At 60.6% G+C, this 25067-nt stretch carries 27 protein-coding genes and 2 pseudogenes; 15 read left to right on the forward strand and 14 right to left on the reverse strand.

The genetic code is table 11. The features are described 5' to 3' along the window. Positions 1–233: 233 nt before the first annotated feature. The 3 genes and pseudogenes from RUH75_RS11040 to RUH75_RS11050 form a co-directional block, all read left to right on the forward strand. The gene (locus RUH75_RS11040) at positions 234–4112 is read left to right on the forward strand and encodes a beta strand repeat-containing protein (protein WP_313805772.1); all 3879 of its coding nucleotides are present in this window, start codon (positions 234–236) and stop codon (positions 4110–4112) included. A gap of 23 nt (positions 4113–4135) precedes the next feature. Beyond that, the gene (locus RUH75_RS11045) at positions 4136–6193 is read left to right on the forward strand and encodes an autotransporter domain-containing protein (RefSeq protein ID WP_313805774.1); all 2058 of its coding nucleotides are present in this window, start codon (positions 4136–4138) and stop codon (positions 6191–6193) included. Between the two features lie 2 nt (positions 6194–6195). Next, positions 6196–6315: pseudogene (locus tag RUH75_RS11050) on the forward strand (integrase); the annotation flags it as partial. Between the two features lie 211 nt (positions 6316–6526). Here the strand turns inward: RUH75_RS11050 and RUH75_RS11055 are convergent. Further along, complete coding sequence (locus RUH75_RS11055; protein ID WP_313805776.1) at positions 6527–6865, reverse strand: hypothetical protein; 339 nt, start codon at positions 6863–6865, stop codon at positions 6527–6529. Positions 6866–7001: 136 nt separating this feature from the next. Here RUH75_RS11055 and RUH75_RS11060 point away from each other — a divergent pair, with 136 nt between their 5' ends. Both RUH75_RS11060 and RUH75_RS11065 read left to right on the forward strand, forming a co-directional pair. Then, positions 7002–7361: a hypothetical protein gene (locus RUH75_RS11060; protein WP_313805777.1), complete on the forward strand. Its 360-nt coding sequence runs from the start codon at positions 7002–7004 to the stop codon at positions 7359–7361. Between the two features lie 40 nt (positions 7362–7401). Then, positions 7402–7722 carry a hypothetical protein gene (locus tag RUH75_RS11065; protein ID WP_313805779.1) on the forward strand — a complete coding sequence of 107 codons (321 nt, stop codon included), beginning with the start codon at positions 7402–7404 and terminating at the stop codon, positions 7720–7722. Positions 7723–8011: 289 nt separating this feature from the next. On the opposite strand, the gene RUH75_RS11070 is transcribed toward RUH75_RS11065, so the two are convergent. Together RUH75_RS11070 and RUH75_RS11075 are read right to left on the reverse strand one after the other, a co-directional pair. Then, entirely contained in the window at positions 8012–8185 is a 174-nt protein-coding gene (locus RUH75_RS11070; RefSeq protein ID WP_313805781.1) for a hypothetical protein, read from the reverse strand. 140 nt (positions 8186–8325) lie between these two features. Next, positions 8326–8697 carry a DUF6481 family protein gene (locus RUH75_RS11075; protein WP_313805783.1) on the reverse strand — a complete coding sequence of 124 codons (372 nt, stop codon included), beginning with the start codon at positions 8695–8697 and terminating at the stop codon, positions 8326–8328. 213 nt (positions 8698–8910) lie between these two features. On the opposite strand from RUH75_RS11075, the pseudogene RUH75_RS11080 reads away from it, so the two are divergent. After that, positions 8911–9262: pseudogene (locus RUH75_RS11080) on the forward strand (short-chain dehydrogenase); the annotation flags it as partial. 49 nt (positions 9263–9311) lie between these two features. On the opposite strand, the gene RUH75_RS11085 reads toward RUH75_RS11080, so the two are convergent. Next, on the reverse strand, positions 9312–10244 hold the full coding sequence (locus RUH75_RS11085) for an alpha/beta hydrolase (RefSeq protein WP_313805785.1): 933 nt from the start codon (positions 10242–10244) through the stop codon (positions 9312–9314). A 148-nt stretch (positions 10245–10392) separates the two neighbouring features. Here RUH75_RS11085 and RUH75_RS11090 point away from each other — a divergent pair, with 148 nt between their 5' ends. After that, entirely contained in the window at positions 10393–10665 is a 273-nt protein-coding gene (locus RUH75_RS11090; RefSeq protein ID WP_313805787.1) for a DUF6880 family protein, read from the forward strand. A 102-nt stretch (positions 10666–10767) separates the two neighbouring features. On the opposite strand, the gene RUH75_RS11095 is transcribed toward RUH75_RS11090, so the two are convergent. From RUH75_RS11095 to RUH75_RS11115, 5 genes are all read right to left on the reverse strand, one after another. Next, positions 10768–11637 (reverse strand): ImmA/IrrE family metallo-endopeptidase, encoded by an 870-nt coding sequence (locus RUH75_RS11095; protein ID WP_313805789.1) that lies wholly within the window; start codon positions 11635–11637, stop codon positions 10768–10770. Next, a complete protein-coding gene (locus RUH75_RS11100; protein WP_313805791.1) occupies positions 11616–12176 on the reverse strand; it encodes a hypothetical protein in 561 nt (186 codons plus the stop codon). The genes RUH75_RS11095 and RUH75_RS11100 overlap by 22 nt, the downstream gene beginning before the upstream one ends. Before the next feature lie 245 nt (positions 12177–12421). Further along, a complete protein-coding gene (locus tag RUH75_RS11105) occupies positions 12422–12550 on the reverse strand; it encodes a hypothetical protein (RefSeq protein WP_313805793.1) in 129 nt (42 codons plus the stop codon). A gap of 107 nt (positions 12551–12657) precedes the next feature. After that, a complete protein-coding gene (locus tag RUH75_RS11110; RefSeq protein WP_313805795.1) occupies positions 12658–12882 on the reverse strand; it encodes a hypothetical protein in 225 nt (74 codons plus the stop codon). Between the two features lie 31 nt (positions 12883–12913). Continuing rightward, positions 12914–13159: a hypothetical protein gene (locus RUH75_RS11115; RefSeq protein ID WP_313805797.1), complete on the reverse strand. Its 246-nt coding sequence runs from the start codon at positions 13157–13159 to the stop codon at positions 12914–12916. Positions 13160–13175: 16 nt separating this feature from the next. Between RUH75_RS11115 and RUH75_RS11120 the strand changes: the two genes are divergently transcribed. Next, positions 13176–13508, forward strand: a complete 333-nt coding sequence (locus RUH75_RS11120) for a hypothetical protein (RefSeq protein WP_313805799.1) — start codon at positions 13176–13178, stop codon at positions 13506–13508. Positions 13509–13719: 211 nt separating this feature from the next. On the opposite strand, the gene groL is transcribed toward RUH75_RS11120, so the two are convergent. Then, complete coding sequence (gene groL, locus RUH75_RS11125; RefSeq protein WP_313805800.1) at positions 13720–15312, reverse strand: chaperonin GroEL; 1593 nt, start codon at positions 15310–15312, stop codon at positions 13720–13722. Positions 15313–15774: 462 nt separating this feature from the next. Here groL and RUH75_RS11130 point away from each other — a divergent pair, with 462 nt between their 5' ends. The 5 genes from RUH75_RS11130 to RUH75_RS11150 all read left to right on the forward strand — a co-directional run bounded on the left by RUH75_RS11130 (position 15775) and on the right by RUH75_RS11150 (position 18364). Next, entirely contained in the window at positions 15775–15993 is a 219-nt protein-coding gene (locus tag RUH75_RS11130; protein WP_313805802.1) for a hypothetical protein, read from the forward strand. A 694-nt stretch (positions 15994–16687) separates the two neighbouring features. After that, complete coding sequence (locus RUH75_RS11135) at positions 16688–16894, forward strand: cold-shock protein (protein ID WP_313805804.1); 207 nt, start codon at positions 16688–16690, stop codon at positions 16892–16894. A gap of 241 nt (positions 16895–17135) precedes the next feature. After that, on the forward strand, positions 17136–17279 hold the full coding sequence (locus RUH75_RS11140) for a hypothetical protein (RefSeq protein WP_313805806.1): 144 nt from the start codon (positions 17136–17138) through the stop codon (positions 17277–17279). Next, positions 17272–17547 (forward strand): hypothetical protein, encoded by a 276-nt coding sequence (locus RUH75_RS11145; RefSeq protein ID WP_313805808.1) that lies wholly within the window; start codon positions 17272–17274, stop codon positions 17545–17547. The genes RUH75_RS11140 and RUH75_RS11145 overlap by 8 nt, the downstream gene beginning before the upstream one ends. Before the next feature lie 130 nt (positions 17548–17677). Further along, positions 17678–18364 (forward strand): spermidine synthase, encoded by a 687-nt coding sequence (locus RUH75_RS11150; protein ID WP_313805810.1) that lies wholly within the window; start codon positions 17678–17680, stop codon positions 18362–18364. 363 nt (positions 18365–18727) lie between these two features. Here RUH75_RS11150 and RUH75_RS11155 read toward each other — a convergent pair whose 3' ends face one another. Beyond that, positions 18728–19621: a LysR family transcriptional regulator gene (locus RUH75_RS11155; RefSeq protein WP_313805812.1), complete on the reverse strand. Its 894-nt coding sequence runs from the start codon at positions 19619–19621 to the stop codon at positions 18728–18730. Positions 19622–19954: 333 nt separating this feature from the next. Between RUH75_RS11155 and RUH75_RS11160 the strand changes: the two genes are divergently transcribed. Both RUH75_RS11160 and RUH75_RS11165 read left to right on the forward strand, forming a co-directional pair. Next, entirely contained in the window at positions 19955–20689 is a 735-nt protein-coding gene (locus tag RUH75_RS11160) for an SDR family oxidoreductase (RefSeq protein WP_313805814.1), read from the forward strand. 105 nt (positions 20690–20794) lie between these two features. Beyond that, positions 20795–21400, forward strand: coding sequence for an NADPH-dependent F420 reductase (locus tag RUH75_RS11165; protein ID WP_409592347.1), 606 nt, complete (start codon positions 20795–20797; stop codon positions 21398–21400). 273 nt (positions 21401–21673) lie between these two features. Here the strand turns inward: RUH75_RS11165 and RUH75_RS11170 are convergent, their stop codons facing one another. From RUH75_RS11170 to RUH75_RS11180, 3 genes are all read right to left on the reverse strand, one after another. After that, the gene (locus RUH75_RS11170; RefSeq protein WP_313805818.1) at positions 21674–22819 is read right to left on the reverse strand and encodes an NADH oxidase; all 1146 of its coding nucleotides are present in this window, start codon (positions 22817–22819) and stop codon (positions 21674–21676) included. A gap of 106 nt (positions 22820–22925) precedes the next feature. Continuing rightward, positions 22926–23792, reverse strand: a complete 867-nt coding sequence (locus tag RUH75_RS11175; protein WP_313805820.1) for a polysaccharide deacetylase family protein — start codon at positions 23790–23792, stop codon at positions 22926–22928. Between the two features lie 343 nt (positions 23793–24135). Further along, positions 24136–24891, reverse strand: coding sequence for an SDR family oxidoreductase (locus RUH75_RS11180; RefSeq protein ID WP_313805822.1), 756 nt, complete (start codon positions 24889–24891; stop codon positions 24136–24138). Between the last annotated feature and the right edge of the window lie 176 nt (positions 24892–25067).

Here is a 25067-nt window from a genome sequence, read left to right on the forward strand (position 1 = left end):
ATAATGGTTACTGAACATTAATCTTCCTCTTCTACTTCTCGCGGCGGGACATCGGCACTTTTGCCGGTGAGGGGGGGGACGGATTGTTGATAGCAGCTCATTTGCCGTTTGCGCGGCAGGCGATCGCTTCATGCGCTGGATTGCTTCGTGGGATTGATCCGCGGTCGTTGTGGTTCAGCCCGGCCCGAACCTGGCGGTATCTTTGTCGATCGGGGATACGCTTTACCTCGATCGTGGCAGCGACATTATGCCTGTTCGCGCTCCCATTTCTGGTAACGCCAGCCGAGGCGGCCGTGGTCTGCACCGTCAACAAGACGATCAATCGCGGCAGCTCCATCCTGATCGACTTCACCGGATCGAACAGCGGATCGGCGTGCAACATCACTATCGCCGTCAGCACCAATACTGCAGCGACCCACGGTACGCTTACGCGCGAGCCCGTAGGCACGTCGGGACGAAACCGTCGGATCATCTACACCAATACCGATGCAGCCGCCGGCTACACGACCGACAGCTTCATAATGGATGGTGACAATTTCGGCGACACCATCGTCGTCAACATCAGCTTCAACAGCCCCGACCTTACCACTTCCATGACGAACTCGGGCGCCACTACCCAGGGCGCTACCGGTTACACATTCACCGGCACGGCGACCAATTCCGGCGCGGCTCCGACCAACAGCACTGTCACCGCGAGTTTTTCAGCGCCGTCCGGGGTGACTGCGACGGCCATCAGCGGCACGGGCTGGAGCTGTGTTCTCGGCACGCTTGCCTGTACCCGTTCGGACAGCCTGGCCGCTTCGTCCAGCTATCCGGCCATCACGGTGACGGCAAGCTTCGCATCGAATGCAACCTCACCCAAGGTCGTCTCCTTTTCCGCCTCTGGCGGCTTCCAAGCCGTCACCAGCAACGATTCCTCATCGACTTCGATCACCGTCACCTCTGCGGTCCCCACGTTGACCAACGTCAGTCCCTCCAGTGGTCCGACCGCGGGGGGAACCTCCGTCACCCTTACAGGCACGAACTTCACAGGTGCGACCAGCGTGACGTTCGGGGGCACCGCCGCATCCAGCTTCACCGTCAACGGCGCCACGCAGATCACCGCCACCGCGCCCGCCCACGCCGCCGGCGCGGTGGACATTGCTGTCACGACCTCGGCGGGAACCAGCGGCAACACGGCTTCGGATGACTTCACCTACATCGCAGTGACGATCAGCCCTTCCTCGCTGTCGGCCGCCACCGTGGGCTCAAGCTACAACCAGACTATCAGCGCCTCTGGGGGCACTGCGCCCTACAGCTATGCGGTAACCGCTGGCGCCTTACCGGCCGGCCTCACGCTTGCCTCCGACGGAACGCTTTCCGGCACGCCGACAGCGGGTGGCACATTCAATTTGACGGTGACGGCGACGGACAGTTCCGGTGGAGCGGGTCCATATAATGCGAGCCAGGCTTATACGCTTACCGTCAACGCGCCCACCATCGCGGTCAGCCCGACAACCCTGTCAGCCGCAACGACGGGATCCAGTTATAGTCAGGCGATCTCGGCGAGCGGCGGAACCGCCGCCTATACCTACGCCGTGACAGCTGGAGCATTGCCGTCGGGTCTTTCGCTCGCCTCGGACGGAACGCTCTCAGGCACGCCGACCGCGGGTGGCACGTACAACTTCACCGTCACCGCGACCGACAGTTCCACCGGCACAGGTCCCTATACGGGCAGCCGAGCTTATTCGCTCACCGTCAACGCGCCGACCGTAACGGTTGCGCCAACGACGCTTTCCACTGGGACAACCGGGGCGAGCTACAGCCAATCGGTATCGGCGACCGGCGGCACAGCGCCCTATAGCTATGCGATCACCGCAGGCGCGCTCCCCGCAGGCCTGACGCTCGCGTCCGACGGCACGCTGTCCGGTACACCGACCGCAGGCGGCACGTACAACTTCACCGTCACCGCGATCGACAGTTCCACCGGCACCGGACCCTATACGGGCAGCCGAGCCTATTCGCTCACCATTAATGCGCCTACCATCTCCATCAGCCAGACGACGCTGCCCGCCGCAACCGACGGCGCGAGCTACAGCCAGTCCATATCGGCAAGCGGCGGGACCGGACCTTACAGCTATGCGGTGACTGCAGGCGCATTGCCGAGCGGCCTTGCGCTCGCATCTGACGGTACGCTCTCGGGCACGCCGAGCGTTTACGGTAGTTTCAACTTCACCGTCACCGCGACCGACAGCTCGACCGGTACCGGCCCCTTCACCGGCAGTCGCGCCTACGCGCTGACGGTCGCGCCCCAGCCCGTTCCGACTGTAGCGCCTGTCTCAGAGACGGTCGCCTATGGGTCGTCGAACGACGCGATCACCTTGTCGATCACCGGTTCGGCCAGTTCAGTCGCGGTCGCCACCCAGGCGAGCCACGGCACGGCGACGGCATCCGGCACCTCGATCAGCTACACGCCCCAAGCGGGTTATGCCGGGTCGGATAGCTTCACCTATACGGCAACGAGTTCAGGCGGCACCTCGACGCCTGCCACCGTCACCATCACGGTCTCCGCGCCCACGCTGTCGCTCGCACCGGCATCGCTCCCCGCTGCGCAGCAGGACGCCGCCTACAGCCAGAGCCTGACGGCATCCAACGGCGCTGCGCCATATAGCTATGGGGTGACGGCGGGAGCGCTGCCAGCCGGTTTCACCCTCGCCTCCAACGGCACGCTTTCCGGGACACCCAGCGTCAACGGCAGCTTCAACTTCACGGTGACGGCAACGGACAGCTCGACCGGCACGGGACCCTTCACGGTATCGCGCCCCTATGTGTTGACGGTGGCGGCGCCCAATGTTCCGGCAGCGTCCGGCGTATCGGCCACCGTGGCCTATGGATCGTCGAACAACGCCATTACCCTGTCAATCGCCGGATCGGTGTCTTCGGTCGCGGTCGGCACCTCGGCCGCCCACGGCACCGCCACGGCATCAGGCACGTCGATCAACTATACGCCAGCGGCCGGGTACGCGGGTCCCGACAGCTTCACCTATACCGCGACGAATGACGGCGGCACCTCGCCGCCCGCCACCGTTACCATCACGGTCGCCGTGCCGACGCTTGCCCTCACACCAGGCAGCCTGCCCTCGGGCGAGGAACTCGCCACCTACAGCCAGAGTCTGACTGCCAGCGGTGGTCTGGTCCCCTACAGCTATTCTGTGACGTCGGGCAGTCTGCCTGCCGGTCTCGCGCTTGCCGCCAACGGAACGCTGTCAGGTACGCCCAGTGCCAACGGCAGCTTCAGCTTCACCGTGACCGCGACCGACAGCTCGACCGGCAGCGGACCCTTCACCGCATCACAGGCTTATAGCCTCACGATCGCGCCCGCTCCGGTCCCGACGGCCAATGCGATCTCGGCGACGATAGCCTATGGCGCGGGTGCCACCGCGATAACGCCCTCGATCACGGGTGCGTCGACCGGAATCACCGTCACCCAACCTGCGCACGGCCTCGCCAGCGCATCAGGTGCGTCGATCAGCTACACACCGCAAGCTGGCTATGCCGGGCCGGACAGCTTCACCTATACAGTTCAGAACGGCGGCAGCGCATCGACGCCGGCCACCATCAGCATCAATGTCTCCTCGCCTGCGCTGGCGATCGGCCCGAACATGCTCCCGGCGGCAACGCAGGGCACCGCTTACAGCCAGCAGCTCAGCGCGACCGGCGGCACGGCGCCCCATGGCTTTTCGCTGGCATCGGGCGCCTTGCCTCAGGGTATCACCCTTTCGACTGCCGGGCTGCTGGCAGGAACGGCGACCGAGTTCGGCAGCTTCAGCTTCAGGGTGCAGGCAACCGATGCGTCCACCGGCACAGGGCCGTTCGTGGCGACGCGAGATTATTCGCTCGTGGTCGATCCGCAGGTTCCGGGGGCCGGCGCCGTATCGGCTTCAATCGCTTATGGCTCCAGCGGGAACCCCATTGCACTTGCCTTGTCCGGCCCCGTGACGAGCGTCACGGTGGCCTCCGCGCCTCCGCACGGCACCGCGACCGCATCGGGCACGTCAATCAGCTATACCCCCGCGTCAGGATATTCGGGCACGGACAGCTTCACCTACACCGCGACCGGTCCGGGACGGTAAGCCTGACTGTCGCCCCCGCGACCGTGGCGTTCGACCCGGCAAGCCTGGCCGCAGGCCAGCAGGGCGTCGCCTACAATCAGAACCTGTCGGCCACCGGCGGCGCCGCGCCTTACAGCTATGCGGTGACGACAGGCGCGCTGCCCACCGGACTCAGCCTCGCCGCCAGTGGCGTGCTGGCGGGTACGCCGACCGAGCATGGCAGTTTCGACTTCACGGTGATGGTTACGGACAGCTCTGCCGGCACCGGTCCCTTCATGGCAAGCCGTGACTACAGCCTGTCGATCGCCCCGCCACCGGCGCCTGTCGCAAGCGACGCTCCGGGAGCCACGGTCAGTGCCGCGACCACTACAAGCAGCGACACGGTGAACGTCAATCTGTCGAGCCTGGTTTCCGGCAACTTCACCGACATCCGGATCGCTACGCCCCCCTCGCACGGGCAGGTGGTGATCTCGCAGGTGTCGTTCGCGCGGGCCGCGTCGGTTTCGGATCACGCCACGGCAGCCGCTCGCCCGCAATTCGAGGCCACCTATACGCCCAATGCGGGTTTCGTAGGCACGGACAGCTTCACCTTCGTTGCGATCGGCCCGGGGGGAGCCTCCTCTCCGGCCACGGTCGAGGTCACTGTCGTCGGCAATGTACCTACGGCGGCTGCGGTGACCGCCGCCACACTCGTTGGGCAACCGGTGACGATCGACCTGACCGGAGCCGCCACGGAAGGCCCGTTCACCGGAGCAGCGATCCTGTCGATCAGCCCGGCCCAATCGGTTACGGCCAGCCTCGTCGAGGGCGGCACGTCGTCCGCACGAACCTATAAGCTGCTCGTCACGCCGCTCGGCCGCTTCGCAGGCACCGCCGTCGTCACCTACACGCTCAGCAACATCTACGGCACATCGGCAGCCGCGACCGCCACGATCACGGTCGCCGCGCGGCCCGATCCGTCGGCCGATCGGGTCGTGCGCGCCCTGAGCGACGCGCAGGCGGAGGCTTCACGCAGGTTCGCATCGGCGCAGATCGCCAATTTCAGCCGCCGCACGGAGCGGCTGCACGGCAACGGCTCAGGCTCCAGAGGGCAGATGGATGTCCGCCTCGTATCTGGTCTGCCGGGCTATTCCCGTCGTTATGCAGTCGATCCCGATATCCCGCCAGAGCTTGCGGCGAAGGTGGGTCATGCCACCAGCCCTGAGGCGCGGGAAGTCGCCAATGCTGTTCCCGGCGAAACCGAGGGGGGCGAAGGCGGCCCACGCCGGATCGGATCCGCCGAGATATGGACCGGTGGCGCCATCCTGGTAGGCTCGCAAAATGCGACGAGCCGTCGTGCCCGGATGACCATCAGCTCCGCCGGCCTGAGCGCTGGTGTCGACGTCAAGCTTGCGGAGAATGCGACGCTCGGCATCGGCGCCGGCTATGGCAATGAGCGCTCGAAAGTCGGCGGCGGGGCGGGCCGTCTCGACGCCGAAAGCTGGATCGGCGCGATCTATGGAAGTGTCCAGCCGATCGACGGCGCCTTCCTCGACAGCGTGTTCGGCATCGGCGATCTCGATCTCAAGACGCGACGCGTCGTCGCGGCTGCCGACAACAATATCGCGGTCGGTAGCCGGGATGGCTCAATGATCTTCGGCTCCCTTGCGGCGGGCATCGATCGCACGTCCAAGCGCTGGAACTGGTCGTCCTACGGACGCATGGAATATCTCTCATCGCGGCTCAATGCCTATGCCGAACAGGGCGCCGGGCTTTACAATCTGAGCTTCGGTAAGCGAACCGTGCAATCATTCGCCGCCGTGCTTGGCGGGCGTGCCGACACCTCGGTGTCGACACCGATCGGCGTTGCGAAACCACGCGGACGGATCGATTGGCGGCATGAGTTCAGCGGCGGCGGAACACAGTTGCTCGACTATGCCGATCTGGCGGGACTGACCTATTCGATCGACAGCCATCGCTGGTCGCGCGATCAGATCCAGCTGGAAATCGGCAGCGGTCTGGATCTTGATGCCGGATGGAAGCTGGGCTTCGATTTCGGTGCCGCGATCTCATCCAACAGCAAGCTCGGGACCGCACGTCTAAGTGCAAGCAAGCAGTTCTGATCGCAGGGAACCTTCGCGCAGTCCAGACCCTGCTGGGACATACGAAGATCGAGAGCACGGTCAGATACCTCGGCGTAGATGTGGAGGACGCCCTGACTCTGGCGGAAGGCACAGAAATTTGATGTCGGCTGGCTCGTCGCGTCTGCGGGGAGCCAGCACCGGTTTCCCGTCCGCCACGCGCCACGTCTCGCCGTCCGATTGCGTTGTTGCGGCTCCTGGAAGCAGGCATGCCCTGGGCAACCAGTCGATCCATGACTCTGACTGGCCCTGGGTCCAGGAGGTCATGAAAGCCTGTCGTCGAATGAGTGACTGTCGCACCGACGGTCAGCCCGGTCAGCGTTGCTTCTTCGTAATGGTCGCCGTGAAGTCCGGATCCTTCTTCGCCACCCAGTCGACGAATTTGCGTACATTTGGATTTTCCAGCAGGCCCGCCACCTCCATCCCGTGGCGTTGAAGTTCGGAATTAGTGAAATTGGCAATCAATGTCTGCTGGCAGATGGAGTGCATCGGCACGACGTCGCGCCCGCCGCGGCTCTTGGGTATGGGGTGATGCCACACGATGGTCTTGCCGGTAGGTCGACCGCATAGCCAGCAGTGCACGGGCGCTTCTGGAGCCTCGTCTTCCTGCGGGAGATGGTCATAGGGGTCGTGTTTCGAACGCTTGCGGGCCATGGATCGATCTAACTGCCTTGATTATGTTTGCGCTATAGCGATGCGAACGGCGGCATCACATGGGCAAGTGCATAAATCTGCGCTTTGCGGAAAACTGGGCTGAAAATTGGGCCGAAAACTGGAATGGGAAACAGCGATGACGGATCCGTTGAAACCGTGGGATGGAGAACAGGTCCGCATATGGCTTGAACGCCGGTTCGCGGCGTCAAGGCTGGATCAGGCGGCGGCGGACCGGCGCGGCTATGAGGCGCGGGACGATTATGACAAGGCTGCTGCCGAGGAGTGGGTTTGCCGCGCGCTCCAGCATGGTGATTGCACGCAGGAACAGGCCGCGTTCGCCAGGCGCCTCAAGGAACTCATTGGCCAGGACGAATATCCGGCGAGGAGCATCCATGACGATATACGGTTCGAGCGGCATGTTCGCAGCCACCTCAGGAGGCTGGCGAAGATGACCAAGGCGAATGAGGGGTTCCAGAAAACGCTTCACCATCAGTGAAAGGGGTGAAATGCCGGCATCGGCATGCTAGGACCGTGCCATGTCCAATATCCGCAGCCATGGCGGCACAGTCGAAATCGACGGATCCAAATATGATTGGGAACTCCTGAGCGAGCCTCAGCTATCCTCTGGCGATGGCTGGAAGGGCATGACGGTGTCATTGCGTCAACAAGACATGCCGCGCGAGGCGGTACTAGAATTTCCCACGCCCAAGCGCCTGATGAAAGGATTGCCGAAAGGGCGTTCCCACATCAATGACACGATTGCCGCAAGGGGCGTGCGGGCGGCATTATTGGCAGGATGGGTTCCCGCGTCACGAGGCAAAACGATGATTTTCACAGTCGATGCCAACGGCGACTAGGGCCGGTAGCCGAAGCCATGTGAACGGCCGTTATCCCTGCATCTCCGCTCCAAACCCGACATTCGCCTATTGGCCAGCCGTGGGCGTCCCGCCTGGGAAGGTCCCGCACGATCTCCTTGATCGACTTGCCCTTGACGAAAAACTCGCGCCGGATGCGCGCTACCGTCTCCACGATCAGCATCTCCCACCCGCTCCCGCAGCAAAGTGCAAGAGCGTGAACCGCAATCGTTCAGGGGGTCAACTTTGGACGCCTATCACCCCAGAACCGGGGTCAACATTGCAGGCTTATTCACATGGATGGAGCAGATTCGCCGCCTTTCTTGGCTTTATGCTTTGCAAGCAATCCGTCCAGTTCCGCTATACGGATGCGCTCCGGAGTATCCTTTGCAAGACCTTTCAGCCTGCATTCGGCCCACAGGCTTCGGCGTTCCGACTCCAATGCTTTCTGATACAAGTCGGCCATATTCTGCTCCGAAATTCGGTTGGATGCTCGGTGTCGATACGCTGCCCCGAGCGACTCGTTCCAGACGATGTGCGTCGGGCTCGTCCCATGCTATCGGTCACCCTGTATGAGGCATGCTGGCACGCCAGCGCCAGCATCAGCTATTTATTTCGAGCTTTGCGCGCAGCGTAGCGCGCATCGCGCGCAGCCTTCATTTCAGCGGCGCTGGCAGGCGTCAGCCTGGCGGCCTTGAGTGCTGCCGCGGCCTCTGCGGCGGCCTGTTTTTCGGCTTCTGCCGCCAGCTCGGCCGCTTTGCGTTCTGCCTTTTGAGCTTTGGCTAAAGCAGCAGCCTCGGCCTTGGCAGCCCGCTCGATGGCGATAGCTTGATCCTTAGCTTCGCGCGCTCGGCGTCGCTCCGCCATAAGTGCCTCGTCCACGGGCGGCTTGGCTCTCAGCGCATCCAGGGCCTTCTGTTTGGCTGATCCTGCTGCGGCAATACGGTCTTGGAACGAGGGTGCTTTATAAGAAGGCAATGTTTATCCTTGGACGTTCAATATCGATGGTGCACCTAACCCTGCAAATGCAAGATCGGTTTAGCGTTGAAGCGGAAGCCGTTAGCAAAAAATCTCCCTGATCTCAAGATCGCCAGATTGCGGGGTACGAACGCGCTCCCGTCGATCTGACTCGTGCTGACGCTTCATGGCCACGGATCTTCTATTTCTTCGTAGGGGGGATATGTTTGAGATTTCGCGCGATCGCGTGGCGGGGTCGAGCATCTCGACCTGCTCGACGAGGCCAGCATCGCGTTCGCCGCTAACCTTGGTCATCATTGCGACCGGACTGCTTCGTGCGGACGGCCAAGGCCCCGAAAAGGCGTTGCGCGATCTGGCCCCGGATTGGCTGGCCCAAGTCTATGCCGTCAACACGACCGGCACGGTCGACACCGCGCTGTCGCGTCCTTTCCAGGGCAATGTCCAGTCTGGGCGACTGTTCGACCCGGAGCGCGCCGCGCTCCAGTTGTTGGATGTCATCGAGGGGTTGAAGGTCCCCGACAGCGGCAAGCCGTTCGATTTCGAAGGCGAGGAAATCCCGTTCTGACGACTGGAAAGCAGGACTACGATTTCGCCCGCCTGAAGGATAATGCAGGTCAAAAATCCCGGGCAGCTTTTGAAGCGGGATCCGCTTTCAACGCCTGCTCGATGAAGCGGACGCTGTCATCGAGAACCGGGGCTTTCCCGCGGAACGGCTTGGAAAGCGCCATGACGATATCGGCGTGATTCATGCCGACATAGTTCTGCAAAACGGTAGTCCGGTTTCCGAGCGCCCGCTCCCTTGCATTCAGGGCAATCGCGTTGCGCGGCTTGACGTCCTTGTCCTCGGTTCCGGTCACCAGCAGCAATGGCGGGGCGTCACGGCGCGCAAAGCTGATCGGCTGTGTCGCGCGCGGGTCGGGGGCAGTACCCATCGCATCGATCGCGCGCTGGGAATCGAACGGATAGAAATCATAGGGACCCGCCAGCCCGATGACAGCCCGAATGCCATGGGGGTCCGCACCTGCCTCGTTCAGATAATGGCGATCGAGCGCCAGCATCATGGCGATATAGCCCCCTGCCGAATGGCCCGCGAGAATGATCTGCCGGGGATCGCCACCATATTGCGCGATATGATCCTGCACCCAGCGCATGGCCGCCGCCCCATCCTCGATATAGGCGGGAAAGTGAACCGAGGGAACTTTGCGATAGTCGGGGATCACGACGACAAATCCGCGCGCGGCATAGGCCTTCGCCACGAACCCATAATCCCCGCGCTGGCCTTTCACCCACGAACCGCCGTAGAAGAATATCAGCACGGGCCGGGGTCCAGCCTTGTCCGTTCCCTTTCGCCAGACGTCCAGACCCAGGCCCGGCGCGAAAGATGCGCCGGCCGCAACCCGTTCCACGTCCCGGTCACCGGGAAAGAGGTTGTTGAGCAGATCAAGGGATTTGGGCGGAGAATAAAGATAGATTCCGCATGCCGTGAGAGGCAGCAGGACCAGCGCCGAAATCAGGATGCGTGCGAAGAGGATCGGCAACCTTTCCATGAACTATGCAGGCCTGATTGGTAAGGTTCCTGAGCATGAATGCAATCGCGACCTCAACCTTGTTCGATATTCATGACGATACCGTATCATGCAATGGCGCAGGCCCTCGAGCGTGACGGTTGCGTTCGGCATCCCGCATGGAATGCTCATGGCTTCCGAAAAGACCGTGAACGTGAAAAACCTAGCGGCTTTGGGCGCCGAACGCCTTGCGGAGTTGTTGCTCGACCTGGCTCAGGGCGACGCACCCATGAAACGCCAGCTTCTTGCGGACCACGCGAGCAGGCGTCACAACAAAAGGCGCAGGATATTTTCGGGAAAGAAGGCAATCGCAGCAAGCACGGTCAGCACGATAGCCCAGACCGCATATTTCCAGATGGCGACACCGGATCGCTTTATCGGCTTGCGGTTCGCATTGCTGTAAACCTGCCACTGCGCGGGCAGTTTCGATTTGCGCTTTCTGGTCACGCTTTCATTCCTGATTTATTGGATCATGCCGGAATTGGCGACATAGTCGAATGATGTGCTATCGGCGTTGACCGAAGCTGGGCTTTTCCGTTGCTTCCTTCTCTGCCTCTTCGTCGGCGCGGCGCTCTGCGGCGGCATTCACGAACAGCATCACGAGTTGAAATCCATTGGCCTTGCTCAGAATCTGCATTGTCAACCTGGGCTGGCGGGTGTGCCGCGAAATCTGAATCCAGTCCCGCGCCTCCGCTGGCAGCCAGGCAATTCGGTCGTTCGGCGTAGCAGACTTGACGGAGGCTGGTATTGGATCTCCTGCCTGGATGGAGAGTGCCGGAAAGAAGCGCGACGGGCGAGCGTATCGCAGGACACCATCCTTGACGAAAAGAAATGCGCACATCGTCTGTGTAAGATCGGCGTAACGGGTGACGGCGGCTTCAAGCGTGACATGGTAAGTGGCGGCAATGTCTGGCAGATGTGTAACCGTCGGCTTTCCCAGACCTGCTACCGATGCAACGAACAGCGGTTTGGGCATCAGAACGCCTGCAGCAAAGCGGTTAGCATGCATTTCTGCCTTGCGGGTCGGAGTGTCACGCCTTGTCTCCGCAAGGTCGCGATTGCGACACTGCCTGTCCACAGGCTGCCCACCGAGGAGAAAATGCCCGAGTTGATGTGCGATGGCAAAGCGGCGACGCTGTGCCGAGAGGCCTGGCGCACAAAGAATGGCCGCTTCTCCTTTCGCCATGTTGGTGATCAGCGCGCTCGCAAAAGCATCCGTTTCAAGATCACGGACCTCGGTGATGCCTGCGCGGTGGGCTATGGCCACGACGTCGATCGGCGCCCGCAGGTCGGGATGATATTTGAGTATCGTGGCGAGAAGCGTCTCCGCCGAACCACCGTTCGCGAGATCGTTCAGGAAGGCGTCGTTCGGCATTTGCGTGCTCGTATCGTAATCGGGCAGGATGCGCGATCCCCAAGATGGTTCTGGGATATGGTATCCCGGAATTCGGGAAAGAAGGCCTCCACGGCAGCCTGCAAATCAACCGGACCGGGGAGCAGATCAAAATGATCCAGCAACCTCTGCACCAGCCTGGCTCTGTATGGACCTATGCCCGGAAGCGTCTCCAAACCCTGGAATTGAGGATCAGCGAGGCTGTCGGCGAGATCGCCGAGCGTTCGATATCCAGCTTTCTTCAACTGCTCCCTTAGCCCGGAGGGCAAAACGGAGCGGGCAATCGATAGATCCCGATCGGTGGCCATCGGCGTCGTTGAGCGCAGGCGTGTCTGCGCAGCCTTCGCCCGACTCAACGTCCGGCGGATAAGTCGAAGTTGGCTGGATGTGAGCGCCAGCCTGCGCGCAATCTCGCGATAGGAAATGCCCGCAGCGCGCAGATCGCGTGCTTGTTCAAGGTTTAGATTAGCCTGTTCAGGCCGGCGCAACATGATGGCATATCCCGAGAAAATACGGGCCAAGCGTAACCGCGAAACGGATCGGCCGCTACCGCGCTTGATCGATGAGCGCGCGTCGGGTCAGCTTCGCTACCGTCGAGCCACTCGGGACACGACCGGAATATAGCAGATCAAGCGCGCTCCAAGCCACGCTGGATGGCGCGTGCTCCGAAGGAAACGGCCGTTATTCCACAATTGGAAAAGCAAATTTGGCCGTTTAGCGGTGGCAAAAGGTCGTTAATTCGCGGGTCCGCCCTGCGAAAAGGCTCTCAGCTTTTCAAGGTTACAATATGCAGTCCGCCGAGCTTTTGTGAAGGGTTGGATGCATTGTGCTTCTTGGGCTTTGCAGCCTTGGGCTTACGAACTTCGCGGTTCGATCTTTTCTGACTTTTGGCCATTTTGGCGCTCCTTCAAGAAGTAATTTGGTTTGCGGTTTCATCATGAACGGCAAGGAACAAGTGTGATCCGGAGCGGCCGAAGGGGTCGGTGTCCCAGGCAGTTGGAATCAGTGTCGTCCAAAACCGAACCAGAGAGATTCAGCATCCTCCAGCGCTTCAAACATATCTGCTTCCGCGTGAATCCGGTTCAGATGACCGCGCACCTTCTCGGGGTCGCCCGACCGCGGAAACGTCCGGTCGCCTGCCGCCGACCGCGCCAAGTCTCCTATCCAGCCCGGCCGGCCATGCTGGCCTATCAACCAGGTGCCGAATTGCTCAATCTGAATTGTCATATGTGGTCCCATCACGACTGTAGCGGGGGTCTTAATAGGCCTTGTCCAACTTATCGCTGGCGCACATCCGCGCCTCTTCCTCGTCCTCCAGCTGAAATTCCAGAGCTATCGCCGCGTCATCCGCGCTGAGCATATCCGGCTTTCCTGCTTCGCGCGCGACCGCCTCCTTGGCCTGAATGTCCCAAGCGGTGGCTGCCGCAAGCGCAATCGCCCGCACATTCTCAAGCGAGGCGGCGGCAGCAACCTGCCGATGATGCGCTGCGCGCTGCGTGCACATTGCTGAACTGTTGGGCATGACTGATCTACCGCCTCCTATCGGCGCGCGCGTTTCGGACCCACAGAGGAACCCAACGCCAGTCCCGGGGCGGAGGGCCATCAGAGGGTCGGGTCTGCTCCGCCGGCGGATCAGCTGGAGCCAATATGCCTCGCGCGGCATCTCGATCTCGGCGCAATGCGGCCTCCAGATCCTGGGGATCGACCTGGTGGTGTTCAATGGTGGCGCCGATTTGGATACGCACGGTGGTCGCTGTCCGTCGAAGGGCCGTACGGAACTGGCCTTCTATCGCCTCTTCATCCGTTTCGACCACATAGGTTCCAGCGGGCAGAAGCGCTTCGAAACCCGGTAGGTGGAAGGGCGCCGAAAATGTCATCGATTTGCGTGTTGTGCGGATGGTCATGACGGCGTCCCGTGGGCAGAGCGAGCGTGGGGCGGATTGTCGGACATCGCGCTATCTCCCGTATGCAGGCGGGAGCACGATAGTCTCTCTGTCACAACATGCCTGCGGCATGATCGGGGTGATGACGGGTTGTAACATGAAATGTCCGGGGGACCTGCATCTATTCGTCGGGTCCGCCCCATTCGGCCACCGCCGCTTCGGTGGTGATCAGCAGCCCGGCAATGGAGGCCGCGTCCTGCAAGGCCGTGCGGATAACCTTGGTGGGATCGATGACACCGGACTGGAAGAGGTTTTCATATTGCTCGCTCTGCGCGTTGAAGCCCATATTTTCGTCCCTTCCGTCCAGCAGTCGGCCGGCAACCACCCCACCGTCATATCCGGCATTCTCCGCAATCTGGCGGAGCGGCGCCTGGAGCGCCCAGCGGATGATGTCGATGCCACGCCGCTGGTCGTCATTGACAGGGGCAAGGCCATCCAGTGCCTTCGACCCATAAAGGAGGGCGGTGCCGCCGCCCGGCAAAATGCCTTCCTCCACCGCCGCGCGGGTCGCGTGCAGAGCATCTTCCACCCGATCCTTGCGTTCCTTGACCTCCAGCTCGGATGATCCGCCGACCTTGATGACGGCGACGCCACCGGCCAGCTTGGCAAGACGTTCCTGCAGCTTTTCCCGGTCATAGTCGCTCGTGGTGGTTTCGATCTGTGCCTGGAGTGCCATGGCGCGCGCCTGGATAGCATCCGGATTTCCGGCCCCATTCACGATTGTGCAGTCATCCTTGGTGATCGTCACGCGCTTGGCGGTGCCCAGCCTGTCCAGCGTGACATCCTCCAGCCTGATACCGAGATCCTCGGTGACGACAGTGCTTGCCGTCAATATGGCGATATCCTCCAGCATCGCCTTGCGGCGATCGCCAAAACCGGGCGCCTTGACCGCGGCGACCTTCAGACCCCCGCGCAGCTTGTTGACGACCAGTGTCGACAGCGCGTCCCCCTCGATATCCTCCGCAATGATGAGCAGCGACCGGTGCGCTTTCGCGATCGCTTCCAGAACGGGAAGCATCGCCTGCACATTGCCCATCTTCTTTTCGTGGATCAGGATGACAGGGTCTTCCAACTCGACCGCCATCTTCTCGCTGTTGGTGACGAAATAGGGCGACAGATAGCCGCGATCGAACTGCATGCCCTCGACCACATCCAGCTCGAAGTCGACGCTCGCCCCTTCCTCGATGGTGATCACGCCCTCCTTGCCGACCTTCTCCATCGCCTCGGCAATCCGGTTGCCGACGACCTCATCGCCATTGGCCGAAACGATGCCGACCTGGGCGATTTCCTGATTGTTCGATACGGGTTTGGACCGTGCCTTAAGTTCGGCAACGACGGCGGTGACGGCCAGGTCGATGCCGCGCTTGAGGTCCATCGGGTCGATGCCGGCTGATACCGACTTCATCCCTTCTCGAACGATCGCCTGGGCGAGGACAGTCGCGGTCGTGGTGCCGTCGCCGGCATGATCATGCGCTCTCGATGCTACAGCGCGGATCATCTGCGCGCCCATATTCTCGAACTTGTCCTTGAATTCCATTTCCTTGGCGACGGTAACCCCATCCTTGGTGATCCGGGGCGCCCCGAAGCTCCTGTCGATCAGGACATTGCGCCCCTTGGGGCCGAGCGTTACGCGCACGGCATTGGCGAGGATATCGACACCGCGCGCGATACCTTCACGGGCTGCGTGCGCGAATTTCACGTCTTTGGCTGTCATGGCTTGGGTCCGCCTTTCCTTGCGCTGGTCCGCGACCAAATTGTCGCTTTCACAAGCGGAAGCCAGCACTGCCAATTTGCGAACTGGCAGTCGCAAATCCGACTGTCCATGACCATGATATGCGCCCTGCCGGGATCAATAACAAGCTCATCCCCGCGCAGGAATTATGGACGCAGTTGAGGCGCTTCGTGACAGGCTGCGCATCCCGCAGCGCGCAGGCCTCGACGCTCTCGATCGTCAAGTGGACTGCCGCTCAGATTCTCATCAATCCGTTGAGAAAGGCGCCTATTTGTTTATCGGCTCAACAAACTTGTATTTCACCATATGTTGTTTCCTGCGCTCTTTGAGCTGCCATGGTTGTAGAATATTAATTTAAGCCTATATGGCACAGATCAAGAGCAAGGCAACGTAGGCGTTCTTGACTGAGAGACAATCGTGCTCCCGCTTACCAGGGAGTGGATCATGGATCTCAATCAACTTTATACCGAGCATCAGATTTCGCTCATGTGCGCTGCTGGCGCGGTCAGTGAGCGGGCGCGCCGTAAGCACTTGCTCGCAGCCGGCATTATCGGCGCTCAGATCTTCGACTTGCTCTCCTCGAAAAATGCGACTGCTTCGGTCGGTTGGCTGCCTTGGGCGGAACAGTTTGGCCAGACAGCAGCTCTGTTTGTTTCGGCATGACATCGGATGCAACCACACCCTCCCGCCCGCGAAGGCGAGCGTTCGTCAACCGGGAGACGCGGATCTCTCCTGACCAGGCGCGGCGGCAGGGTTTGATCACCCATCTTGCATTTGTCCTTCTCGGGCACGAGGAAGCAATCCGCTTCTTGAACACGCATAATTCGTCGATGGGCGCTCGGCCGCTCGATTTGGCAATCGCCGACCCGGCAGGATACTCGATTGTGGAAAATGCGGTGAGGCTCCTCGCTTGCCCCGCTACCGGCGGACGCCAGTAATCCAGCCAGTCAACGCTCATCGAGATCGGAGAGAAAATGACCGTTGCCTCTACAAACGAAACCGAACTCATGGCTCGCTATGGCATCACCAAAGTGCCGACATATCGCTACCATTATCGTGACTGGCGATACTCGACTTTGCACGATGCGCTTGCGCAAGCCAGGCGGGATGAAGCTGCGCGCCCAGAGTAAACAGAACGTCTCAGTCTCATCACCCGGCAGATCGCAGCCGGTGGCGCGACCGTTCCGATCACCTGGATTTGCATTTCCTTCCACCTGTGCTATCAACGCCTCGCTGAACGTCGCGTTTTGACGGATATCGGGCCGCTTCGGTTCGCCTTTGTCCCTATATTGCCTCTTTTAAGCCGGGATGCGCGAATGGTCGCGCGTTCGCAGGACATGCGACAAGGAGACCGAGCATGATCACCGGAACAGTCAAATTCTTCAACGCCGACAAGGGCTATGGCTTCATCGCTCCCGAGGACGGAGGCAATGACGCGTTCGTGCATATTTCCGCCGTTGAACGCGCAGGCATGCGCACCCTCGAAAAGGATCAGCGCGTCACCTATGATCTGGAGAAGGATCAGCGGGGCAAAACCTCGGCGGTCAACCTCCAGGCAGCGTAAAACTGTGGCGGGCAGGCTGGGAGGCCGCTCCTGCGGGCATTAGTTTGCCATGCGAGGCCTCACGGGAGGCGAAGCCGCCCGTGAACAGGATATGCGTGGGAACATACGGATTTCCACCGAAGCCAATATGCGAAGCATCCCCCTGGTCAGACGGATAGCGAGCACCAATCCGCTCGAAGTCAGACGCAGGGTCAACCAACGAACTTGAAATTGAATGCGGCAGCAGCCGCGAGGACTTAAGATGAATATTGTTACACAGATCAGCACACGTGCGATCATCCACATGCCTTTCGGCAAGGAGGGCAAAGACCTCTTCTCTCCCACTCGATCGACGACGCTCTCGACCAATGAATTGAAGCGGATCGTGGCAGCGATGATTGGCTGACCATCATGCGTCGGCGGCATCTCACGCTGTCGGCCTCTCTCCAGAATTAGGAACAGCAATGAGCCGAGAAGCAATCCGCCCCTTTTTGATTACAAAGGATGAGGATGGTAATTTCCGGCTCACTGTCCGTGAAACACGCTATAATTCGCAGGGTTATCCGCTTGTGACCTCCCACATGCAGGAGGAGACATTTAAGACGGCAACCGCTGTACGGAACTTTGCACGAGATGTGTTCAAGGCCGAACCCGGACAATATGCAACCAAGTAAACTGTTGCCGCCTCATAGAATTGGCCGCGCCTGGCGTCAGGAAATCTTCACCTTGGCATCGTGGCTATAAGTGGCGCTCCTAGCGCCTATGCGAGCAATATCACCACAGGAAAACAGCGCAATGTTATCCATGCCCGACGACGCCGTCGAATTGATCGGCGAGGCAGAACTTCCTGATGGAGGAAGGTTGCAACTATGGCGGCGCGGCGAGGATTATTCCATCAGGTTCGGGGATAATGAACTGATGGGCAATCAGGTCCGTCATTCAGAAGAAGCTCTTGCCACCCTTGCCTGTGGCCGCCTGCAGCATCGGGACAGCCGCATCCTTATCGGCGGATTGGGTATGGGCTTCACCCTGGGCGCGGCCTTGCGATCTTTGTCATCCACAGGCGCCATAACGGTCGCGGAACTCGTGCCGGAGATTGTGACGTGGGCGAACGGGCCTTTGTCGCATCTCTTCCATGATTATCTCTCGGATTCCCGCGTGATGGTTGAGATGGCCGACGTACATGATGTGATCGCCAGGGAGAGGTCGGAGTTCGATGCCATCCTGCTGGATGTCGACAACGGACCCGACGGGTTGATCCACCTGGCAAATGAACGCCTTTACTGCAATTGGGGGCTGCGCGCTGCCCACGCCGCGTTGAGGCCCAAGGGAATATTGGCCGTCTGGTCAGCTTACGCGGATGATGCCTTCGTTTCACGCCTTGAAAACGCGCATTTCGATGTTGAAGAGGTCAGCGTGGCAGCCCTCGTCGATGGCGAGGACGTGATCCATACAATCTGGCTGGCTTCGAAACAGGAATGTTGTGATTGACCCTCAATAGGAGGAGCTTTCAGAAAACGGAACGTCCGCAGCTGAGGACTCGAATTGACCGCCTCGACGGCCGGGATGGGTCGGAACCGAAGCCGCAATTTGTGATATTGCTTGATCCATCCTCCCCGGGAAGTCACCATCGTGGCAGCAAGAATTTTTCGCGCTTGGAATCGGAGCCGAACAGGATTTTGCGCCCGGTAAGCGGTACCGCATGAGCTGGCACGCAGATTCGGTATACACAACCATCAGGGCTGCTTAAGGTCACCCAGTTCATGCAATGCTTGCACCAGTTGGGCCAATCCAAACGGCTTGTTCAGTCGAGGCAGACCCGCGATGGGATCGGCTGCGCCCGTAGACCCGGCTTCAGCCGCGCGATGTGGAGAGCCCCGCGAGGAGCGGCGCGTAGGCGGCAAGCCTGCGCGATAAGAACTCAGTGAAAAGCTGTACGCGTTTCGTCTTGCGTGTCTCTCCGTGTGTGAGAAGCCAGACCGGCCCATACAAGTGTAGATCAGTGCCAGGCACCCTTCGTAGCAGAGGATCGGGATCTCCGACGAAGCATGGCAGAGTCGTGATGCCGATACCGTGCCGCACCGCCGCAATCTGCGCTTCAAAATCCGTGGTTCGGAACGGAGCGCCCGTGGTGTGGGCCTCTCCTTCGCGGGTCCAGTCAGGCACTCCGTGCCCACTTATGGCGATCCACTTGGAATCCGGTGGGCGGGCATCCCACTTGGCGAGCCGATCGGAGGACATGTAGAAGCCGCCAAACAACGGCGGCCCCTTCAGTCCGTGAAGGTTGAGTGGCAGCGTTTCGCGGTCGTAGACGACCCGGATCGCCACGTCTGCCTCTCGGTTGGTCAAGTTCGCCAGTTCGCCGGACGACAATATCTCCATTTCGATGCCCGGATGCAGCCGCACGAATTCCGCGAAGTCTGGCATGAGAAGATGCCCAGCCAAGGGCGGCGGCAACGTCACCCGCAGAAGCCCCTGGACACTCTGGTCGCGGCCGAAGACGCGGGTCTCCAGTTGGTGCGATGACGCTTCCATCTGATTTGCCAGCTCGAGAACCTCCTCGCCCGCAGAGGTTAGGCGATAGCCTGAAGGCAGCTTCTCAAACATCTGAACCCTGAGGCGTTTCTCGAGTTGCGCAATGCGCCGTAGCACCGTCGCATGATTCACCCCGAGGTTTTTGGCGGCAGCTCGCACAGAACCTCCCCGTGCCACCGCAAGAAAATAGCGAACGTCATCCCAGTCAATCATGGTGCAATCCGGCACCGCACGGTGCGCCTTCTAAACCCGCCTATTAGCACCGTATAGCAACAATGGAGGCGATAACAGCGTTAGTCGAGCAACTACGGCCCGGTTTGTATGGGTATCGGCTCATGAAAGCAGTCGGCGTCGTGCAGCAGTGGATCGCTTTTGCACCATGGTTGTGCGCGTTTGCTCACTCAGTGCCTGACCCTGGAGTGCCTATGTAGAGGTTCTCGGGAACGTCCCCGAACGACCAAAGGCGGAGCCTTGGGGAGAGTCTTGGGAAAGCTCGCAGATAAGCCTTTCCCGGCTGTCGCTCAACTCCATTGAAGGAAGCATGACATGACCAGACTGAATGGAAAGACCGCAGTGATTACCGGCGGCGCCACCGGAATCGGCCTTGCCGCCGCGAAGCGGTTCGTCGAGGAGGGCGCCTTTGTTTTCATATTCGGGCGTCGACAGGAGGCCCTCGACGCCGCCTTGGCGGTTCTGGGCCCCAATGCCCGTGCAGTGAAGGGCTCGGTTTCCGATGAAGCTGACCTTGATCGGCTATACGCCGGGGTGAAGGGCGAGCGCGGGGCTCTTGATATCGTCTTTGCCAATGCCGGGGCGGGAGGTCCGCTTAAGCTAGGCGAGATTACTGCCGAACACATCGATGAAACCTTCGACACCAACGTGAAGGGTACGATTTTCACGATCCAGAAGGCGTTGCCGCTGATGGGCGAGGGCGGTTCGATCATCCTCACCGGATCGAGCGCCGGCACCACGGGTGCCCCGGGGTTCACCGCCTATAGCGCGAGCAAGGCGGCGGTGCGCAACCTCGCGCGGACCTGGGCGGAGGACCTGAAGGGCACGGGTATCCGAGTGAACGTGCTGTCGCCTGGGCCGACGGCGACCGAGCTCGCGAAGGCAGCGCTCGGCGAGGAAGGCCAGAAGGCTTACGGCTCGATGACTGCGCTCCAGCGCATGGCAGAGCCCTCGGAGCTAGGGGCCGCCGCTGCCTTTCTCGCATCATCGGACAGCAGCTTCATGACCGCCAGCGAGGTCGCCGTCGACGGCGGTCTGGCACAGCTCTGACGCGTTGCGCCCGGTCGGTCCGACCCGCTTTTCCCGGCCGGGCGCTTCGGTTGATTATTCCATAGTCACTCAGCTGGGAGCCTCGCGAAGGCCTCCTTCAAGGAGATATTTATGAGCTACGCAATCGTCGGTTTTGGGAACATCGGCCAGGCCCTGGCCAAGGCGTTCGCCCGCAAGGGCATCGAAGTTTCCGTTGCATCCACGCGCGCTCCTGCGAGCTTTGCATCCGCTGCCGCCGCAATCGGACCCAAGGTAATTGCAACAACGCTGGCGGAAGCGGTCAAGGCGGACATCATCTTCCTGGCGGTACGTTTCGAGTCTATTCCGGAAGTCGCGAAGGCGCTTCCCACCTGGCAGGGGAAGACGATCATCGATGTCAGCAACGCCTACGGCGTGCCGCCCGAGGATCTTGGAGGCCAGCCTTCTTCGAAGTTCGTAGAGCAGACCTTCCCCCATGCAAGACTTGTTAAGGGCTTCAATCATTTGATCGCTGCCACGCTTGGGCAAGACCCGGCCGTAAAGGGCGGCAAGAGAGTGGTGTTCCTGGCGAGCGACGATGAAGACGCTGCAACGGAGATCAGCGCTCTTGCGGAAAAGCTTGGCTTCTCGCCGGTCAAACTAGGCGGACTGTCCGAAGGGGGACTACTCGTGCAGGCTCGCGGAAATAGCTGGGGTCGGCTGATCTTTAAGGACTTGGTTCAGTTCAACTGAGTAACATGATTTCCCCAAGGGCCAAGGAACCCGAACGCATCGCGCGGTCCGCGTGCTAGTCGCATCTTTTTCCGACTTGGCAAGACCCCATCGCGGGTTTTGAACCGATGGGATAGATGGCTCCTTCAGCGGCATCTTATGATGCCAGACCACCGCGACATTGCGCTGGAGAGGGAGGAGCAGGTGATCGACGTTCACATTCTTGCGATCGACCTCGCAAAGCGCAGTTTTGTGCGACCGTGCCGGGAGGGGCGGTCGCACAAAGCCTACGGGTCATCTCTCCAGTCCGATTGACGGGTTGATAAGATATTTCTGACCGGTACTTCGAGCAGCGATCCGCTTGAGGTTTTCCGGATCGAGAAGTTCGCTCAACGACAGTTCGCCAGCGAAGTCGCAAGCGAACGTGGTGAGCATGTCCCTGGATATCCGTTCCCGCAAAGAAACGCTCCGCTCCGGCGCCATTTGCGGAAGTTGGTCGAAGATCAGCCACGAACCGGCACTCCAGGTCATTCCGTAAGCCCAAAGGTTGAGCTCGGTCGGACGCGAATCCATTCCGCCATAGAAATAGATTTGCTTGCGGACCTTCGAACCGTAGCGGCTGTATCCGTGCAGGCTAGCCAACGCGTTGCGTTCCATAGCCGCGAGTATCTGGCTTGCCAGGCTTCCGCCGCTTACGGCGTCAAATGCGAGCGTCGCACCGGTTTCTGCGATCAGCGCGCTTAGTTCTGCGACGAAGTCGGGAGAGGAGCTGTCGCAGACATGGCGTGCACCCTGTTGTCTCAGCATTTGGGCCTGTTCCGGTCGTCGCACCACGTTAACGAGACCGACGCCGTCCTCGAGGCAGATGCGGTTCAGCATCTGACCTAGGGATGACGCTGCGGCCGTATGAACGAGCGCCGTGTGTCCCTCGTCGCGCATAGTTTCGAGCATGGCCAATGCGGTCAGCGGATTGATTAGAACCGCTGCTCCAGATGTGACCGGCACACCATCAGGGAGGGGCAGAGCGTCGGAAATCGGCACTTTGCGGTATTGCGTCAGCATCCCTCCGCCCATGACCGCCACGTTTTTTCCAACGAGGTGTTTCTGCGCCTGACCTGCCTCAACGACGACGCCCGAGCCCTCGTTTCCGACGGAAAGAGACTTGCCCACGCGGGTTGCAAGCCCTGCCATCCGCTCCGGCGCTATTGTCGCGCTCAGCGTGCGCTGTACGCCGTGTCCGATCGCGACCGTTGACGAAAGATCGGCTGGCCCAAGGAGTAAGCTGATGTCGGCTGGATGCAGCGGAGCCGCCGCCATCTCGACGATGATCTCGTCCGGAGCGGGACGCTCGATTTCAGACGTCTCGAGCGATAGCTGCAGATGTCCGTCCTGGCGCACCTCGGTGCGCAGGCCGGTGGTTTGGTGAATTCGGTCCGACATGATCTGCTCCTGAGGGTGAGCCAAGCGACGTAGCGGCCGGGCTCGCACCTATAGTGTGGCCGCTCAACGCAGCACCGTAGTAAAGTCGCCGTCAGCTAAGCCAACGCTACTCCGCTAGTAACTCGCCCGTGAAGAATACTCTCGGGTCCCAATGCTCGAAGCCGCTGTCGGGGACCGCAGGCATCTCTCGCTGCGACATCCAGTCGGCCGCTTCGACGCAGGTAGGATGCCAGAGACGATCGTCCGCCACCGTCATCTCGACGATCCGCCGGAACGCGTCGCGGCGCTCAAGGCTATCCAGCGGTGTTGTCACATGGCAAGTCGATGACTGAATGTCCCCGCTTTCAGCCAAACTATCCAGCATCCTCCTGTGGGCATCGACGAACGTGTCGCTGTCAGTAGCGCCCCTTGCCGCGGGATCGCGAAATTGACGAAACGCCTTTGCGTAATAGCTCACGTCGGAGCATTCCGGTCGGGTTGGCAAGACCACTAAGCTGTTTCGAACGCCATAACCGCCACGTACCGGCGAAATATAGAGATATTCCAGTTCGGCCATCAGCGCCTCTGTCGCCGCAGAGGCGACTCCGCCGGGGGGACGAAATCCCCGCGGCCGCACGCCTATCGCCGCAAACCGCTCATGCGCGTGTCTTAGGGCGGCGAGCTGCCGGTCCTCGGGCAAAGTGAACCAGCGTTCGTGTCTATAACCGTGGCTACCGATCTCGTGGCCGGCATCGACAATCGAACGCACCGCGTCGGGGTAGTGATCGGCATTCCAGGCTTCGAGAAAGAAAGTAGCCCGCAAGCCATATTCTGCCATCGTGCCTAAAAGAAAGGGCAGCGTCTCATACACTGACTTGTGGCGGCCGACAGGCTCTTCCGGAGGCCATACGCCGTTTTCAAGATCGGCGGCCTCACCCATGTTGTCGAAGGAAAAGAGAACCGCCCCTTTCTTTCCATCTGGACCCCAGATCATCGCAAAATCTCCCCTTTACAGATCATTAGTCACACCTTGAGGTACGCTCCGCCAACGCACAGCCATCACGCCCGCGAAGGAAACGGCTTTCCGCGCTGCAGTGCGGCTCGCCCGGCAAGACCGGATTTGCAGCGACTTGTCGTCGATCGAGCCAAGTCTTATGGATTTATCGCATCGCTGTCACGTATTATTTAATATATTAAATTAATAATGGAGAGGAACCCGGCGAAGGGTGATAAATCCCGGGCAGTTCGGCCCGGCGAGGGAGAAAAAGGCGCTGAGGGCTTGTGCGGATCGACAAGCGGAAACAAGTAGCAGCCGTTTGGTGAGGTCTTTCACGCGCTTATGCCGCAGTGTAGCCGCCGTCCACAGGTATCGCCGTGCCGGTGACGTAGCTGGACGCGTCGGATAACAGCCAGGCGGCGATCTCGCTCACCTCGACAGGTTGGGCCACGCGCCCGATTGGGTGCGCGGCCTCGATCGCCTCGATCTGAGCAACCGTCTGGGGGTCGTTCCGCCCTGCGCGGAACATATCGGTTTCGATCGCTCCCGGCAGGATCGCGTTCACGCGGATGCCACGTCCGCTATATTCGATGGCGGCGGAGCGGGTGATCCCGATTACGGCATGCTTCGACGCGGTATAGGCGCCGTTTAGCGCGACCGCGATCTGGCCGAGTACTGATGACGTGTTGACAATCGCGCCGCCGCCCGTCTGTAGCATTGCGTTGATTTCGTGCTTCACGCACAGGAACGTCCCGTCGGTGTTGATCGCATTCACTCGGCGCCATTCGGCTAGGTCGATTTCATGCAGCTGGGAACTTTTTTGGATGACGCCAGCATTGTTGAACGCGCCGTCGAGCCTACCTTGCACATTAAGCGCTAAGTCGACAAACGCCTTAACCTGCGCTTCATCGCTGATGTCCGCCTGCATATACTTCACTTTGCCGCCTCCGCGGGCGATCGCAGCGGCGGTCGCTTCGACTGCTGGTAACCGATCGACGGCTACTACATAGGCACCCAGTTCGGCGAAACGCACCGCCGAGGCACGACCGATACCCGAAGCTGCTCCGGTGACGATTATGACCTTGTCTTGCAGCATATCGCTTCTCCCAATGGTCGCGAAATCAACCAACCGCGTTTGTCACAGCATTTTGCCGCGTACGCTTGCCGACAGACGCGTCTCTACATCTATTCGGGCCGCATCGGTTATTCCCCGCTTTCACAACTTCGGGAGCGGAGGTGGAGCAGCGGTTTTGTCGTTGTTCGAGTGCGCGG

The organism is Sphingobium sp., from assembly GCF_032153725.1.
Classification (GTDB): domain Bacteria; phylum Pseudomonadota; class Alphaproteobacteria; order Sphingomonadales; family Sphingomonadaceae; genus Sphingobium.